At 55.1% G+C, this 15770-nt stretch carries 18 protein-coding genes; 2 read left to right on the top strand and 16 right to left on the bottom strand.

Annotated elements, in window-relative coordinates:
* Positions 1 to 52 precede the first annotated feature (52 nt).
* The 9 genes from tuf to fkpA all read right to left on the bottom strand — a co-directional run bounded on the left by tuf (position 53) and on the right by fkpA (position 7343).
* Positions 53 to 1237, bottom strand: coding sequence for an elongation factor Tu (gene tuf, locus AC6I8D_RS18045; RefSeq protein WP_105099977.1), 1185 nt, complete (start codon positions 1235 to 1237; stop codon positions 53 to 55).
* Between the two features lie 68 nt (positions 1238 to 1305).
* Positions 1306 to 3420: an elongation factor G gene (gene fusA, locus AC6I8D_RS18050; RefSeq protein ID WP_031376823.1), complete on the bottom strand. Its 2115-nt coding sequence runs from the start codon at positions 3418 to 3420 to the stop codon at positions 1306 to 1308.
* 90 nt (positions 3421 to 3510) lie between these two features.
* On the bottom strand, positions 3511 to 3981 hold the full coding sequence (gene rpsG / locus AC6I8D_RS18055; protein WP_013510774.1) for a 30S ribosomal protein S7: 471 nt from the start codon (positions 3979 to 3981) through the stop codon (positions 3511 to 3513).
* A 96-nt stretch (positions 3982 to 4077) separates the two neighbouring features.
* Positions 4078 to 4452 carry a 30S ribosomal protein S12 gene (gene rpsL / locus AC6I8D_RS18060; RefSeq protein ID WP_003852912.1) on the bottom strand — a complete coding sequence of 125 codons (375 nt, stop codon included), beginning with the start codon at positions 4450 to 4452 and terminating at the stop codon, positions 4078 to 4080.
* A gap of 124 nt (positions 4453 to 4576) precedes the next feature.
* A complete protein-coding gene (tusB, locus tag AC6I8D_RS18065) occupies positions 4577 to 4864 on the bottom strand; it encodes a sulfurtransferase complex subunit TusB (RefSeq protein ID WP_031376822.1) in 288 nt (95 codons plus the stop codon).
* Between the two features lie 9 nt (positions 4865 to 4873).
* Positions 4874 to 5233: a sulfurtransferase complex subunit TusC gene (gene tusC, locus AC6I8D_RS18070; protein WP_312758913.1), complete on the bottom strand. Its 360-nt coding sequence runs from the start codon at positions 5231 to 5233 to the stop codon at positions 4874 to 4876.
* Positions 5233 to 5619 (bottom strand): sulfurtransferase complex subunit TusD, encoded by a 387-nt coding sequence (gene tusD / locus AC6I8D_RS18075; protein WP_312054419.1) that lies wholly within the window; start codon positions 5617 to 5619, stop codon positions 5233 to 5235. Before tusD ends, tusC begins: the two co-directional genes overlap by 1 nt.
* On the bottom strand, positions 5619 to 6341 hold the full coding sequence (locus AC6I8D_RS18080; protein ID WP_031376819.1) for a helix-turn-helix transcriptional regulator: 723 nt from the start codon (positions 6339 to 6341) through the stop codon (positions 5619 to 5621). The genes tusD and AC6I8D_RS18080 overlap by 1 nt, the downstream gene beginning before the upstream one ends.
* A gap of 165 nt (positions 6342 to 6506) precedes the next feature.
* Positions 6507 to 7343 carry an FKBP-type peptidyl-prolyl cis-trans isomerase gene (gene fkpA / locus AC6I8D_RS18085; protein ID WP_031376818.1) on the bottom strand — a complete coding sequence of 279 codons (837 nt, stop codon included), beginning with the start codon at positions 7341 to 7343 and terminating at the stop codon, positions 6507 to 6509.
* Positions 7344 to 7611: 268 nt separating this feature from the next.
* Here fkpA and AC6I8D_RS18090 point away from each other — a divergent pair, with 268 nt between their 5' ends.
* Positions 7612 to 7830 (top strand): SlyX family protein, encoded by a 219-nt coding sequence (locus tag AC6I8D_RS18090; protein ID WP_013359251.1) that lies wholly within the window; start codon positions 7612 to 7614, stop codon positions 7828 to 7830.
* Between the two features lie 101 nt (positions 7831 to 7931).
* Here AC6I8D_RS18090 and slyD read toward each other — a convergent pair whose 3' ends face one another.
* The 4 genes from slyD to kefG form a co-directional block, all read right to left on the bottom strand.
* A complete protein-coding gene (gene slyD, locus AC6I8D_RS18095; RefSeq protein WP_312054415.1) occupies positions 7932 to 8492 on the bottom strand; it encodes a peptidylprolyl isomerase in 561 nt (186 codons plus the stop codon).
* Positions 8493 to 8689: 197 nt separating this feature from the next.
* Complete coding sequence (locus tag AC6I8D_RS18100; RefSeq protein ID WP_010253033.1) at positions 8690 to 8884, bottom strand: YheV family putative zinc ribbon protein; 195 nt, start codon at positions 8882 to 8884, stop codon at positions 8690 to 8692.
* A 23-nt stretch (positions 8885 to 8907) separates the two neighbouring features.
* Entirely contained in the window at positions 8908 to 10713 is a 1806-nt protein-coding gene (gene kefB / locus AC6I8D_RS18105) for a glutathione-regulated potassium-efflux system protein KefB (RefSeq protein WP_312054413.1), read from the bottom strand.
* Positions 10714 to 11265 carry a glutathione-regulated potassium-efflux system ancillary protein KefG gene (gene kefG / locus AC6I8D_RS18110; protein ID WP_312054411.1) on the bottom strand — a complete coding sequence of 184 codons (552 nt, stop codon included), beginning with the start codon at positions 11263 to 11265 and terminating at the stop codon, positions 10714 to 10716. It abuts the gene before it with no gap.
* A 112-nt stretch (positions 11266 to 11377) separates the two neighbouring features.
* On the opposite strand from kefG, the gene AC6I8D_RS18115 reads away from it, so the two are divergent.
* On the top strand, positions 11378 to 13282 hold the full coding sequence (locus AC6I8D_RS18115) for an ABC transporter ATP-binding protein (RefSeq protein ID WP_497820547.1): 1905 nt from the start codon (positions 11378 to 11380) through the stop codon (positions 13280 to 13282).
* Between the two features lie 52 nt (positions 13283 to 13334).
* Here the strand turns inward: AC6I8D_RS18115 and tauD are convergent, their stop codons facing one another.
* Genes tauD through tauB form a run of 3 tightly spaced genes read right to left on the bottom strand, consistent with a single transcriptional unit; the run spans position 13335 to position 15762 of the window.
* Complete coding sequence (gene tauD / locus AC6I8D_RS18120; protein WP_497820548.1) at positions 13335 to 14174, bottom strand: taurine dioxygenase; 840 nt, start codon at positions 14172 to 14174, stop codon at positions 13335 to 13337.
* Complete coding sequence (gene tauC / locus AC6I8D_RS18125; RefSeq protein WP_497820549.1) at positions 14171 to 14998, bottom strand: taurine ABC transporter permease TauC; 828 nt, start codon at positions 14996 to 14998, stop codon at positions 14171 to 14173. Before tauC ends, tauD begins: the two co-directional genes overlap by 4 nt.
* A complete protein-coding gene (gene tauB / locus AC6I8D_RS18130) occupies positions 14995 to 15762 on the bottom strand; it encodes a taurine ABC transporter ATP-binding subunit (RefSeq protein ID WP_031376811.1) in 768 nt (255 codons plus the stop codon). Before tauB ends, tauC begins: the two co-directional genes overlap by 4 nt.
* Positions 15763 to 15770: the final 8 nt, after the last annotated feature.

Genomic DNA, 15770 nt, shown 5'->3' on the forward strand with positions numbered 1-15770 from the left:
CTCTTTTATTCTGTTGCAGTGGCCGTTTGCACGACCACAGCAGATATCACAATTAAGCGATAACTTTAGCAACAACACCCGCACCAACGGTACGGCCGCCTTCGCGGATTGCGAAGCGCAGACCTTCGTCCATTGCGATTGGGTGGATCAGGGTAACAACCATTTTGATGTTGTCGCCTGGCATTACCATCTCAACGCCTTCTGGCAGCTCAACTGAGCCCGTTACGTCAGTAGTACGGAAGTAGAACTGAGGACGGTAGCCTTTGAAGAACGGAGTATGACGGCCGCCTTCGTCTTTAGACAGAACGTAAACTTCTGACTCGAACTGGGTGTGTGGCTTGATGCTGCCTGGCTTAGCCAGAACCTGGCCACGCTGGATGTCTTCACGCTTGATACCGCGCAGCAGAACACCACAGTTTTCGCCTGCCTGACCCTGGTCCAGCAGCTTACGGAACATCTCAACACCGGTACAGGTTGATTTCGCAGTATCTTTGATACCCACGATTTCAACTTCGTCGCCGACTTTAACGATGCCGCGCTCAACACGACCGGTAACAACAGTACCACGGCCAGAGATTGAGAATACGTCTTCGATTGGCAGCAGGAACGGCATGTCGATCGCACGCTGTGGCTCTGGAATGTAGTTATCCAGGTGCTCAGCCAGTTCGATGATTTTCGCTTCCCACTCAGCTTCGCCTTCCAGCGCTTTCAGAGCAGAACCACGAACGATTGGAGTGTCGTCGCCTGGGAAGTCATAGGCTGACAGCAGGTCACGAACTTCCATCTCAACCAGTTCCAGCAGCTCTTCATCATCAACCATGTCACACTTGTTCAGGAACACGATGATGTAAGGAACGCCAACCTGACGACCCAGCAGGATATGCTCACGGGTCTGTGGCATTGGGCCATCAGTCGCAGCAACAACCAGGATCGCGCCGTCCATCTGCGCAGCACCGGTGATCATGTTTTTCACATAGTCGGCGTGGCCTGGGCAGTCAACGTGTGCATAGTGACGAGTCGGGGTTTCATACTCAACGTGTGAAGTGTTGATGGTGATACCACGTGCTTTCTCTTCTGGTGCGTTATCGATCTGATCGAATGCACGCGCCTGGCCGCCGTAAGTTTTAGACAGTACGGTGGTGATAGCTGCAGTCAGGGTGGTTTTACCGTGGTCGACGTGACCGATGGTGCCCACGTTTACGTGCAGTTTGTTACGCTGAAATTGCTCTTTCGCCATGGCGATAATTCCTTACGTTGTGCCTTCACCGTCTGGGTGAAGGCATCAGTTCAAATTTAAACCGTAGCTTATTTGCTACGAGCTTCAATAACGGCCTGCGCTACGTTGTTCGGCGCATCGTCATACTTCAGGAACTCCATGGAGTACGAAGCACGACCTTTGGTCAGAGAACGCAGCTGAGTTGCGTATCCGAACATTTCAGACAGCGGAACTTCAGCGTGAATCTGAACGCCAGTAGCGTTAGATTCCTGCCCTTTAAGCATACCACGACGGCGGCTAAGGTCACCGATGACATCACCCGTGTTCTCTTCTGGCGTTTCAACTTCAACCTTCATGATAGGTTCAAGCAGAACAGGTGTCGCTTGTTTAAAGCCTTGTTTGAAGGCAAGAGACGCGGCCAGTTTAAACGCCAGTTCTGAGGAGTCGACATCGTGGTAAGAACCGAAGTGCAGACGCACGCCCAGATCCACAACCGGGTAACCAGCCAGAGGGCCTGATTTCAGCTGCTCCTGGATCCCTTTGTCAACCGCAGGGATGTATTCACCAGGAATCACACCACCTTTGATGTCGTTGACAAATTCGTAGCCTTTCGGGTTCGAACCTGGCTCCAGTGGGTACATGTCGATAACAACATGACCATACTGACCACGACCACCAGACTGCTTGGCATGTTTACCTTCAACATCGGTAACTTTGGTGCGAATCGCTTCACGGTAAGCAACCTGTGGTTTACCCACGTTTGCTTCAACGTTGAACTCACGCTTCATACGGTCAACGATGATGTCGAGGTGCAATTCACCCATACCGGCGATGATGGTCTGGTTAGATTCTTCATCAGTCCATACGCGGAATGATGGGTCTTCTTTTGCCAGACGGCCCAGAGCCAGACCCATTTTTTCCTGGTCAGCTTTGGTTTTTGGCTCAACGGCGATAGAGATTACCGGCTCCGGGAACTCCATGCGCTCAAGGATGATGACGTTATCTGGGTCACACAGGGTGTCACCAGTGGTCACATCTTTCAGGCCGATCGCAGCTGCGATATCACCCGCACGAACTTCTTTAATCTCTTCACGCTTGTTAGCGTGCATCTGAACGATACGGCCCAGACGCTCACGGTTTGACTTAACCGGGTTGAACACGGTGTCACCCGTGTTAACAACACCAGAGTAAACGCGGAAGAAGGTTAAGTTACCCACGAACGGGTCGGTAGCGATTTTGAACGCCAGTGCAGCAAACGGCTCGTTGTCATCAGAGTGACGAACAGCCGGCGTGTCTTTACCGTCGTCCAGCATACCGTTGATCGCGGTAACGTCAGTCGGTGCTGGCAGATATTCAACAACTGCATCCAGCATCGCCTGAACACCTTTGTTCTTAAATGCAGAACCACAGGTTACCAGGATAATTTCGTTGTTCAGAACGCGCTTACGCAGAGATGTTTTGATCTCTTCTTCAGTCAGTTCTTCACCACCGAAGAATTTCTCCATCAGCTCATCAGAGCCTTCAGCAGCGGCTTCAACCAGCTTCGCATGCCATTCTTCAGCCAGTTCCTGCATATCAGCTGGAATATCTTCGTAGTCGAAGGTTACACCCTGGTCTGCGTCGTTCCAGTTGATTGCTTTCATTTTCACCAGGTCAACAACACCGGTGAATTTCTCTTCTGCGCCGATAGCCAGCTGCAGAGGAACTGGAGTTGCGCCCAGACGAACTTCCATCTGGTTAACAACTTTCAGGAAGTTAGCACCCATGCGGTCCATTTTGTTGACGAACGCAATGCGTGGAACTTTATATTTGTTAGCCTGACGCCATACGGTCTCAGACTGTGGCTGAACGCCACCAACTGCACAGTAAACCATTACCGCGCCATCAAGCACACGCATAGAACGTTCAACTTCGATGGTGAAGTCAACGTGTCCTGGGGTGTCGATGATGTTGATGTGGTGTGGTTCAAACTGCTTAGCCATACCAGACCAGTAACAGGTGGTCGCAGCGGAAGTGATGGTAATACCACGTTCCTGTTCCTGCTCCATCCAGTCCATGGTTGCTGCGCCGTCATGTACTTCACCGATTTTGTGGTTTACACCGGTGTAGAACAGAACGCGTTCGGTAGTGGTAGTCTTACCGGCGTCGATGTGCGCACTGATACCGATATTACGGTAGCGAGCAATGGGTGTTTTACGAGCCATTTGATTCCTCTGATTCTCGGGCGTTCAAGGTAAGTCGACCCCAGCGGGTTGGCTAATTGAGCGCCCGCTGGTTTAACATCTACGTGGTGATTACCAACGGTAGTGTGCGAACGCCTTGTTGGCTTCTGCCATGCGGTGAACGTCTTCACGTTTCTTAACTGCAGTACCTTTGTTCTCTGCAGCATCAGAAAGTTCGTTCGCCAGGCGAAGAGCCATTGATTTATCACCGCGTTTACGAGCAGCTTCTACGATCCAACGCATTGCCAGAGCATTACGACGAACCGGACGGACTTCTACTGGTACCTGATAGGTAGAACCACCAACGCGACGTGACTTAACTTCGACAGTCGGACGTACGTTTTCCAGGGCTACTTCAAAGGCTTCCAGTTCGTTTTTACCTGAACGCTGAGCCAGGGTCTCAAGCGCGGTATAAACGATTGATTCAGCAGTAGATTTTTTACCATCTACCATCAGGATATTTACAAATTTGGCCAGCAGCTCTGATCCGAACTTAGGATCTGGCAGAATTTTACGCTGACCAATGACGCGACGACGTGGCATGGAAATACTCCGTTGTTAATTCAGGATTGTCCAAAACTCTACGAGTTTATTTTGACATTTAATTTAAAACGTTTGGCCTTACTTAACGGAGAACCATTAAGCCTTTGGCTTCTTCACGCCATACTTGGAGCGAGCCTGCTTACGGTCTTTAACACCTGAGCAGTCAAGCGCGCCACGAACGGTGTGGTAACGCACACCTGGCAGGTCTTTTACACGACCGCCACGGATCAGGATCACGGAGTGTTCCTGCAGGTTATGACCTTCACCGCCGATGTAGGAGGTAACTTCAAAACCGTTAGTCAAACGCACACGGCAAACTTTACGCAGTGCTGAGTTTGGTTTTTTAGGAGTGGTGGTGTACACACGAGTACAAACGCCACGTTTTTGCGGGCAAGCTTCCAGCGCCGGCACGTTGCTCTTTGCAACTTTGCGGACGCGTGGTTTGCGAACCAGCTGGTTAACTGTTGCCATTAAATAGCTCCTGGATTTGCTTTTGCTTCGTAAACACGTAATAAATCGCCTCGTAGAATTACGAGGAGGCAGAATTTTAGGGCTGCGTCAAAAGGGTGTCAAGAAATAACCAGGTTTTAGACGATTACCAGGTCATTTGTTGCGGATGCTTTACCGTCAGCGCGACGAAACCAGTATAGTCTACCGGACGCACACTGGTCGAAATTTGTCCAGCGAGGCCGCGAGCACGCACATCTTCGTCCAGTACCCACAGTGCAGCCGCACAGCCTGAAAGCTGTTGCAGTGCCCGACTACCGGCTAAGGCGGCGATCACACCATCCTGCAGTAACAGTATGTCGTCATCCGCATCCACCATTAACAGCAGAGTCTCAAGATCGCTGTAAGCCGGTGAGTGCAGGAGAGTATGCAGCATGAAGAGCCCTTAAAAGGTAAGAATGCGGTCAAAACCGGCCAGCGTCTGGCGCAGTTCCACCGCGGACAATAGCGTAACATCCATCACCCGGGCGGCGTCAACCTGCATTCCACGCGCGGTGAGCGACTCCTGACAGAGATAGCAGTGCTCAATGTCGTACAGCGCCAGCACGCCAAAGGTCGGCGCATAGTGGCGGCTCTCTATCGCCTCGGGCTGTTGCTGTGTATTGAGCTGCAGTACACCATCGCCAATAAAGAACAGCCCGATGTCGTCACTCAGTGCGCCAGTCGCCAGGGCGGCATCCAGCCCTTCACGTCCGGCACTGCTGCCGTGCGGTGCGCGGGTAAATACAAAAGCCACTCGATTCATCAGAACTGCACCAGTCGTTCGCAGCTTAGCGCCGCTTCGGCCAGCGCTCCCAGACCGCTCAGGGTAAACCCTGGCTGGAGATTACTGCCGGACAGCTGCAGGCGTGCCGCTTCCTGTTGATCGGTCACGCCACGCCGCAACGCCGCCGCAACGCAGATATTAAGCGCCACACCCTGCTGTTGATTCAGCGCCTGCCATGCCCGTACCAGATCATATTCATCACTGGCCGGCGCGGTCAGCTGATTGGCATTCAGCACCCCTTCACGATAGAAGAAGACGCTCTCCAGCTGATGACCGGCTGCCACCAGCGCCCGGGCAAACAGTAGCGCGCTGGTCGCCTGCTGCGTACCGTAAGCTGGCCCGGTGACCAGTAAGGTGTAACGCATTACCGATCCTGTCCCTGAAAATCGCCGTTTTTGAACTGGCGAATGTAGAGATAAACCGTGTGCTTCGAAATATTAAGACGCTCGGCAACCTGGTTGATCGCATCTTTAATATCGAAGATTCCCTTCTCATACAGGTTCAGGACGATCTGCCGATTTTTAGCGTTGTTAGAGACGTTGCGATCGGCGCTGACTTCCTCGATGGTAAATTCAAGCGTCTGCATCACCAGGTCGTCGACAGAGCTGGCAAAGTTAACGCTGGAATCAACCTGCTGCATCTCCGGCGGCAGGAAAGTCGACATAATCTGCGAGAACGGCACATCCAGGTTCATGTTGATGCAGAGCAGACCAATCACCCGCTGCTGCCGGTTGCGGATGGCGATGGTGACGGATTTCATCAGTACCCCGCTTTTGGCGCGGGTAAAGTAGGCGCGGGAGACGTTGCTGTCGGCGCCGTGCATATCATGCAACATCCGCAACGCCAGATCGGTAATCGGCGATCCCACTTTACGGCCGGTGTGCTCACCATTGGCGATACGCACCGCCGAGCATTTGAGATCTTCCAGCGAGTGCAGGACAATTTCGCAATGCGAACCGATCAGCATCGCCAGTCCGTCGACGACAGCCTCGTATGATTTCAGAATATCGTAATCTGTTTGTTCGAACGGGCGTTGCTCCAGCAGATCGAAGTCGCTCAGTTCACCGGGATTGAATGGATTAGACATTGAAGAGATCACCCTGAATGGCTGGAGCCTGTCACAGCGGCTTATGGGCAGACTCAATATTGGGATAATTAGGCAGGCGCTAGTCTGGCAAATGTCGTCGGCTTATGCCAGTGGTTTGTCATGAAGCAGAAATGAAACCGCCGCCCGAAGGCGGCGGTGAGCAGATTACTGTGCTTTTTTCGCGTCAGCAGCAGGTGCCTGCGCTTTTTCGTCTGCTTTAGGGGCCGGTTTGATATCAAGCAGCTCGACATCAAATACCAGCGTGGAGTTAGCCGGAATACCCGGAACGCCATTTTTGCCGTAAGCCAGCTGTGGTGGGATCACCAGCTTAATCTTACCGCCTTTCTTCACGTGCTTCAGACCTTCGGTCCAGCCCGGAATCACACCATCCAGACGGAAGGAAAGCGGCTCACCGCGAGTATAGGAGTTATCGAACTCGGTGCCGTCGATCAGGGTCCCTTTGTAGTTCACGACCACCGTGTCGCTATCAGTCGGGGCAGCGCCGGTGCCTTCTTTCTCGACTTTATACAGCAGGCCGCTTTCAGTTTTCTTCACGCCGCTCTCTTTCGCGAATTTGGTTGCGTAAGCATCACCCTTTTCGGCGTTCTCTTTCGCATCTTTTTCCATTTTCGCGGAGGCTGCGCCTTTCACGCGGCCTTCAAAGGCCTGCAGCGTCTGCTCGATCTCTTCGTCAGACAGCTTGCTCTTGCCGCCGAAGGCATCCTGAACACCCGCGATCAGCTGTTGCTTATCCAGCTTGATGCCCAGTTTTTCCTGCTCCTTCAGGGAGTTGTCCATGTAGCGACCCAGTGAGGCGCCCAGTGCATAGGCAGACTGCTGGTCTTCATCTTTGAAGGCAGCATTTTTCGGTGCCTGAGGAGCAGACTGTGGTGCCGCTGCCGTTGCCGGTGCAGCCGCGGTTTCTGCCGCCATTGTCAGCGGTGCATTCAGCGCGACGGCCATAGTGGTAGCTAACAATGTGACTTTAAACAGTGATTTCATCCATTCTCCAAAACCGAAGCGTCTAACCTCGGGAATCATTGCGGACTTCAGAGTCCACACTATAACTTTACGTGGCAGTGGCGAACACTGCCACAATGTAATTACCCGGTTAACCTCCGACCTTTTTTGCATCAGGAAGTTTCATCAGAGATGATGCCGCGCTGCGCTTTTTCAAGCGAAACGCCACAGATAGTTTAAAAATCAGGTGATTCTTCGCGTCCAGCCCGTAGAATCACGTCCGAGTCGCACCTTAACAGAGGAACAGGTCATGCAACAATCTGAGTGGGAACAGCGTCTGGAGACGTTAGAGAGTAAACTGGCCTTCCAGGAGATGACCATTGAGCAGTTAAACAGCGCGGTGGTGCAGCACGAACTGGAGATGAATAAGATGCGTGAGCAGATGCGTATTCTGACCGACAAGCTCAAAGCTAACGCGCCGTCGATGGTCGCGTCACAGTCTGAAGAGACGCCGCCGCCGCACTACTGATCTGCCGCCTGGCCAGATCAGCCTGAACCGGTGGCAGCGGCGTACGCTGTGCAGCCAAAAGAAAGGCCACCCGAAGGTGGCCCTGAAACTGATAATCAGTCTTAGTGGCTGCAGCCGCAACCGCCAGTACCGCAACCACCCTTGCCGTGATCGTGGTCATGCCCGTGATCATGGTCGTGGTCGTGATGATGGCCGTCTGCACCGTGAACGTGACCATGGGCCAGTTCTTCCGGTGTGGCTTCACGAATCGCGACCACTTCGACGTTAAAGTTCAGGTTCTGACCCGCCAGCATGTGGTTACCATCAACCACGACGTGATCGTCTTCCACTTCGGTAATTTCTACCGGCACCGGACCCTGATCGGTTTCTGCCAGGAAGCGCATGCCAACCTGCAGTTCGTCAACGCCCATGAAAACGTCTTTCGGTACACGCTGTACCAGGTTGTCATCGTACTGACCGTACGCGTCGTTTGCCGGAATATGCACGTCAAACTTGTCGCCGGCTACGTGGTTTTCCAGCGCATTTTCCAGACCAGAAATCAGGGAACCATGACCGTGCAGATAGTCCAACGGTGCACTCACCGGTGACTCGTCAACTAACACGCCGTCTTCTGTACGTACCTGATAGGCCAGGCTTACCACCAGGTCTTTTGCTACTTTCATGATATCTCCTAACCGTTGAGAGCTGAGATCCCGTCTCATTGGTCTATTCTTGCGTGCAATAACACCAACCAGAAAGGTTCGTTGCTGAGTGCAAGAGGACATAACCTTTCTCTTGCGACCACAGCGTTAATGGCGCCAATTGTAACGGAATTCAATCCCGCTGTAAGTTTAAGCTTAAAAAAAGCTGAGCCATTCCGCTACTCGGGATGGAAAATCCCGATAACCTGCTCATTGGTGCGAACCTGATCGCGGGCCTGTTTATCGGCCTCACGCATCTGGTGGCCGCACTTAACGCACTCCACCACATCAACATTGTTTTCACGCCACATCGCCAGCGTGTCTTTTTCCTGACAGTGCGGACAGGTCGCACCGGCAATAAAACGTTTACGCATGATATCCCGCCTGTTTAATCACGTTATTCATCATCGTCCCAGCCATCGAGCTGCCGCTTCTCCTGCTGCATTTCGCGCTGGAAGATATCCTCCAGTTCCCGCCGCGCCTCACGTACCCGTGAAACCTGGGCACTGTCGGTGAGATTTGGCATCAGTTCGCGCAGCATGCGCATATCCAGCCGACGGAAATGCTGCTGAGCGCGATGCGCCTGATGGGGATGCACCCCCAGCGATATCAGCGTTTTACGTCCCAGCTCCAGCGCACTGGAGAAGGTTTCACGCGAGAACTGGGTTACGCCGGCCTGCAACAACTCGTGCGCTTCAACACGGCCACGGGCGCGTGCCAGAATCTGCAGGTGTGGAAAATGCTGCTGACATAAATGCACGATGGTCATCGCATCTTCAGGCTCATTACAGGTAATCACGATCGACTGCGCACTGGCAGCCCCGGCGGCGCGTAACAGCTCCAGTTCGGTCGCATCGCCATAGTAAACCTTATAGCCATATTTCCGCATCAGGCTGACCACGCTGATATCGCGCTCCAGCACGGTAATCCGGCTATGGTTGGCCATCAGTAAACGCCCCACCACCTGGCCAAAGCGACCAAAGCCCACCACAATCACCTGCGGCTGATCGTCTTCGACAAACGGTTTTTCCGCCTCATCGTCCGGCTCGTTGAAACGGCGTGCCAGCAGGCGATCGATGCCTTTCATCAGTAGCGGCGTGGTCATCATCGACAGCGTTACCGTCACCAGCAGCATCGGCAGCTGATCGCCAGAGAACAGCTTCGCAGAGGCGGCAGCGGAAAACAGCACAAAGGCAAATTCACCGCCCTGGCTCAGCACGCCGGCAAACTGCTGCCGTTCTGAACTGCGCAAACCGTAAATCCGCGCCAGCACGTACAGCACCAGCGTTTTGACCACCACCAGCGTCAGCACGCCCAGCAGAATGGTAATAATATGGGTATAGAGCACCCCGAGGTTAAGCGCCATGCCGACCGAAATAAAGAACAGGCCAAGCAGTAACCCTTTAAACGGATCGATAGCGACTTCCAGCTCGTGGCGATATTCACTTTCCGCCAGCAGGATACCGGCGATAAAGGTCCCGAGCGCCATCGACAGGCCAAGTGCATCCATAAACAGCGCCGAGCCCAGCACCAGTAGCAGCGAGGCGGCGGTAAACACTTCACGCACCCCGGATGCTGCGATATAGCGGAAGATCGGCCGCAACAGATAGCGTCCACCGACCAGCATGCCGGCAAACGCCAGCACCTTCATGCCGACCTTCATCCAGTCGACATGCCCGCTATCGGTGCCTGCCAGCAGTGGAATCAGCGCCAGCGCCGGGATAACCGCGATATCCTGAAACAGCAACACCGAGAAGCCCAGCTGCCCCGCTTCGCTGCGGTTCATGCCCTTATCCATCATCAACTGCAACGCCATGGCGGTGGAGGACATCGCCAGACCAATCCCGCCAATCACCGCCGCCTGCCAGCTAAAGTGGGTCAGCCACAACAGGCCGCCCAGAATTGCGGCAGAGAAGATCACCTGCGCGGCACCGACGCCAAAGATTGAACGCCGCAGTGCCCAAAGCTTGGCCGGGTTCAGCTCCAGCCCGATGATAAACATCAGAAACACCACACCCAGTTCAGAGAAGTGCAGGATCTCATCGACGTCGCTGATAAAGCCTAATCCCCACGGTCCAATGGCAATACCCGCCACCAGATAGCCCAGAACTGCACCGATACCGAGGCGAGCGGCCACCGGTACGAGCAGAACCGCCGCCACCAGATAGATCACCCCCGCGGTCAGCAGCGTTTGTCCTTCCATTTACACCCCTCCATTCGGCAGCGGTGCTGCCAGCCAGTCGCCATAGGCACGGGCATAATTTTTCATTAAATCGGGATTCTGACGGCGCGCCCAATAGACGACCATCGGTGGCATCCAGTGCATTCGGCACATCTGCGCCGTCAGTTCGAACGGCCGCATAATATCGTTCATCGAATAGCGATTCAGACCATGGTGTTTAAAGGCGCTTTCCGGTTCGCCGGTGGTGATCACGCTGCGCCAGTACTTACCTTCCAGCGCATTGCCATCCACGCCGTTAGCAAACCCGCGCGACAGCACCCGATCCAGCCACTCTTTCAGCAACGCCGGGCAGCTGTAGGTATAGAGCGGATGCTGGAAAATGATCACCTCATGTTCGCGCAGCAGCTGTTGCTCGTGATGAATATCGATAAAAAAATCCGGGTAGGCGGCGTACAGATCGTGCACCGTGACATGGTCCAGCGCCTGAGCCGACTGCAGTAAAATCCGATTCGCAATCGAATCCTGCGATTCCGGATGAGCATAAAGCAGTAAAACCTTGGGTGGCTGCGACATCCTTTCCCTCCAAAGCGTCGTCATTGGCGCGGTTTTCCGCTACCATGCACGACGCAGCAAAATCTCATTATGTTGCCTGTAAATTAACATATTCTGACGATACGGCGCTTACATGATTGTCTTCTCTTCCTTACAAATTCGCCGCGGCATCCGCGTTCTGCTCGATAACGCCACCGCCACCATCAATCCTGGCCAGAAGGTCGGTCTGGTGGGTAAAAACGGCTGTGGTAAATCCACGCTGCTGTCGCTGTTAAAAGGTGAGATCACCAGCGACGCCGGCTCCGTCACGTTTCCGTCCAACTGGGCGCTGGCCTGGGTCAATCAGGAGACGCCAGCGCTGGGTAAACCGGCTCTGGAGTACGTGATTGACGGTGACCGTGAGTATCGCCAGCTTGAGGCGCAACTGGCGGACGCCAACCAGCGCGACGACGGCAATGCCATTGCCCTGCTGCACGGCAAGCTTGATGCGGTGCAGGCGTGGAGCATCCATGCGCGCGCCGCCAGTCTGCTGCACGGCCTGGGCTTCAGTCAGGAGCAGTTGCAGCGTCCGGTCAGCGACTTTTCCGGCGGCTGGCGCATGCGTCTTAATCTGGCGCAGGCGCTGATCTGCCGTTCCGATCTGCTGCTGCTTGATGAACCGACCAACCACCTCGATCTCGATGCGGTAATCTGGCTGGAGCGCTGGCTGAAAAGCTACGAAGGCACGCTGATCCTGATCTCCCATGACCGCGACTTCCTCGATCCGGTGGTCGACAAGATTGTGCACATCGAACAACAGGCGATGTACGAATATACCGGCAACTACACCTCGTTTGAGCGGCAGCGCGTCGCCAAACTGGCGCAGCAGCAGTCGCTGTATGAGAGTCAGCAAGAGAAAGTGGCGCACTTACAGAGCTATATCGACCGCTTCCGAGCCAAAGCCTCCAAAGCCAAACAGGCGCAGAGCCGCATCAAAATGCTGGAACGCATGGAGATGATCGCGCCTGCTCACGTCGATAACCCATTCAGCTTCAGCTTCCGCGCACCGGAAAACCTGCCGAATCCGCTGCTGAAGATGGAAAAAGTCACGGCCGGTTATGGCGATCGCATTATTCTCGACGCGATCAAACTCAACCTAGTGCCCGGCTCTCGCATCGGTTTGCTCGGCCGCAACGGGGCCGGTAAATCGACCCTGATCAAACTGCTGGCTGGCGAGCTTGAGGCGATGGAGGGCAAAATTGGTCTGGCAAAAGGGATCAAGCTGGGCTACTTCGCACAGCATCAGCTGGAGTACTTACGGGCTGATGAGTCACCGGTGCAGCATCTGGCGCGCATCGCGCCCAACGTGCTGGAACAGCAGCTGCGTGACTACCTCGGCGGATTCGGTTTTCAGGGCGACAAAGTCAGCGAAATCACCGAACGCTTCTCAGGCGGTGAAAAGGCGCGACTGGTGCTGGCCTTGATCGTCTGGCAGCGCCCTAACCTGCTGCTGCTCGATGAACCGACCAACCACCTCGATCTGGATATGCGACAGGCGCTGACCGAAGCGTTGATCGATTTCGAAGGCGCGCTGGTGGTGGTATCGCACGATCGCCATCTGCTGCGGGCTACCACCGACGATCTCTATCTGGTGCATGATGGCAAAGTGGATGTGTTTGAGGGCGACCTCGAAGATTATCAGCAGTGGCTGAGCGATCTGCAGAAGCAGCAGGCGCAACAGGATGCGCCGCCAAAGCAGGATAATGGCAACAGCGCTCAGGCACGTAAAGATCAGAAGCGTCGGGACGCGGAGTTGCGCAGCCAGACACAACCGCTACGCAAAGAGATCGAGAAGCTGGAAAAGCAGATGACCCGCTGGCAAAGTCAGCTGGCCGAAGCGGAAAGCCAGCTGGCCGACAGCGCGATTTATGAGCAGAACCGTAAAGCGGATCTGACGGCCGCCCTGCAGCGTCAGGCGGAAAGTAAGTCGGCGCTGGAAGAGGTCGAGATGGCCTGGCTGGACGCGCAGGAAAAATTAGAGCAGATGATGGCCGGTTAAACGGCTGACGTTCTCCCCCATCACCGGGGGAGAAACCCTCTGTCTCTGCGCCTTAAAATGGCTTATCCCCCAGCACCGTCGCCCGCTGCATTATCCGCCGCGCCGGGTAGTAATCGGCATTAGCATAATGCTGGGTAACCCGGTTATCCCAGATAGCCAAATCGTTCGGCTGCCAGCGCCAGCGCACCTGGAATTCCGGCTTAGAGACGTGGCTGAACAGGAAACTCAGCAGCGTTTCACTCTCTTTCTCGCTCAGATCAACAATCCGCGTGGTAAAGCCTTCATTCACAAACAGCGCTTTTTTGCCGCTGACCGGATGCGTACGGATAACCGGATGCTGCACCGGCGGATGCTTCGCCACCGCCTGCTGCCAGCGCTGATGCTCCTCTTCCGTTTTACGGTACTTATATTCCTGAAAAGACTTTTTAAAATCGTGTTCGGCGGTCAGCCCAGCCAGCAGCGTTTTAAACGGTGCCGAGAGCGCCTGATAGGCAGCAATGCCGCTGGTCCACAGCGTGTCCCCCCCCGCCTCCGGCAAAACTTTTGATGCCAGCAATGCAATCGCCGGTGGCGTCTCGATAAACGTCACGTCGGTATGCCAGTTATCATTATCCGGCGGATTGTCCTGGTGCGTGTCCAGCACGATGATCTCTTCAACCCCGTCGGCGTGCGGATAGACCGGATGAATATGCAGATCGCCGAAGCGGATCGCCAGCGCCCGGTGCTGCTCCGGTGTAATCACCTGGTCACGCAGAAACAGCACCTGATGACGCAGCAGGCCATGGTAGAGCTGTTCAAACTGCGCATCGCTGAGCGGCCGTGAAACATCAAGGTTGGAAACCTGGGCACCAATATACGGGCAGAGCGGTTGAAAATTCAGACGTTCATTCATGATTGTTCTCCATTCCACAGCGTCAGACGGCGCTGCAGGGCCCGTAAGCCGAGTTCTAAACTAAACGCAATTAAGGCGATGACCGCGATGCCCGCCAGCACCACATCGGTGGCGAGGAACTCCCCGGCCGACTGCACCATAAAACCGAGTCCGCGGGTGGCGGCAATCAGTTCAGCCGCCACCAGCGTTGACCAGCCCACCCCCAGACCGATGCGCAGCCCGGTCAGAATTTCGGGCAGTGCGCCCGGCAGAATGACCCAGCGCAGCAGCTGCCAGCGGGATGCACCCAGCGACTGCGCCGCCCGGATGCGTACCTGTTGCGCATTGCGCACCCCGGCTAAGGTAGAGAGGGTGACCGGCGCAAAAATGGCCAGGTAAATCAGCAGGATTTTCGAGGTCTCACCAATACCGAACCAGATCACCATCAGGGGCAGATAGGCCAGCGGTGGGATCGGACGATAGAGTTCAATCAGCGGATCAAGCAGCCCACGCGCCACCGGGCTCAGGCCCATCAGAATCCCGACCGGAATCCCGATAGCAGCGGCGGCAAACAGCGCGATCAGCATGCGGGTCAGGCTGGCCGTCAGATGCTGCCACAGCGTGGCGTCCATAAATCCCTGTGGGCTGGCAATCAGCAACAGCTTGCTGAATACCTGCTGCGGCGGCGGTAAAAATAGCGGCGCGATTAACCCCAGCGCGGTCACGCTCCACCACACCAGCAACAGCAGTAATACGCTCAGTACGCTTAACGAGAAGCGGGTGGAAAATGGCCAGCGCAGCCGGCGTCGCACCGGCAAGGTTTTGTCGTTGATCAACGCACTCATGCGAATGCCTCCCGTTGCTCAAACACCCGGCTCAGCACATATTCGCGCTGGGCAATAAACTGCGGATCAGATTTGATGCTGCGGCACGGCTCACCGTCGGCAAAGCGCTGACCAAAATCGGGTCGCAGTCGCTCGACAATGCGTCCGGGTCCCGGCGACAGCAGAATCAGTTCGCTGGCGAGGAAAATCGCCTCTTCAATATCGTGAGTAATCAGCAGGATCTGTTTGCCGCTGTCGCGCCACAGCGTCAGCAGCAAGGTCTGCATCTGTTCGCGGGTAAAGGCATCGAGCGCACCAAATGGCTCATCCAGCAGCAGCAGTCGCGGATCGGTCGCCAGCGCGCGCGCAATGCCAACCCGCTGCCGCTGACCGCCTGATAACTGCCAGATAGCCCGCTTTTCTGCCCCTTCCAGCCCGACCTGCCTGATCAAGCGGCGCGCAATAGCTTCACGCTCCTGACGCGCCATACCGGCCAGTTGCAAACCGAAGGCGACGTTATCCAGCACGTTGCGCCACGGCAGTAAGCCTTCATGCTGAAACACCACTCCGCGGTCAGCGCCCGGCCCGGTGACCGGCTGGTTATCCAGCGTGATGCTGCCCGATTCCACCGGCAAAAAACCGGCTACCAGGTTGAGCAGCGTGGTCTTGCCGCAGCCCGACGGCCCCAGCACCACCAGCAGTTCACGGCGATCGATTTGCAGATTGATATCCTGCAACACCGGTTGCCCGGCATAACGCGCATTCAGATGAGCGATGCGTAGCATGAGGACTC

It is taken from the genome of Pantoea sp. X-Soil-MYKO-1785 (assembly GCF_059730675.1).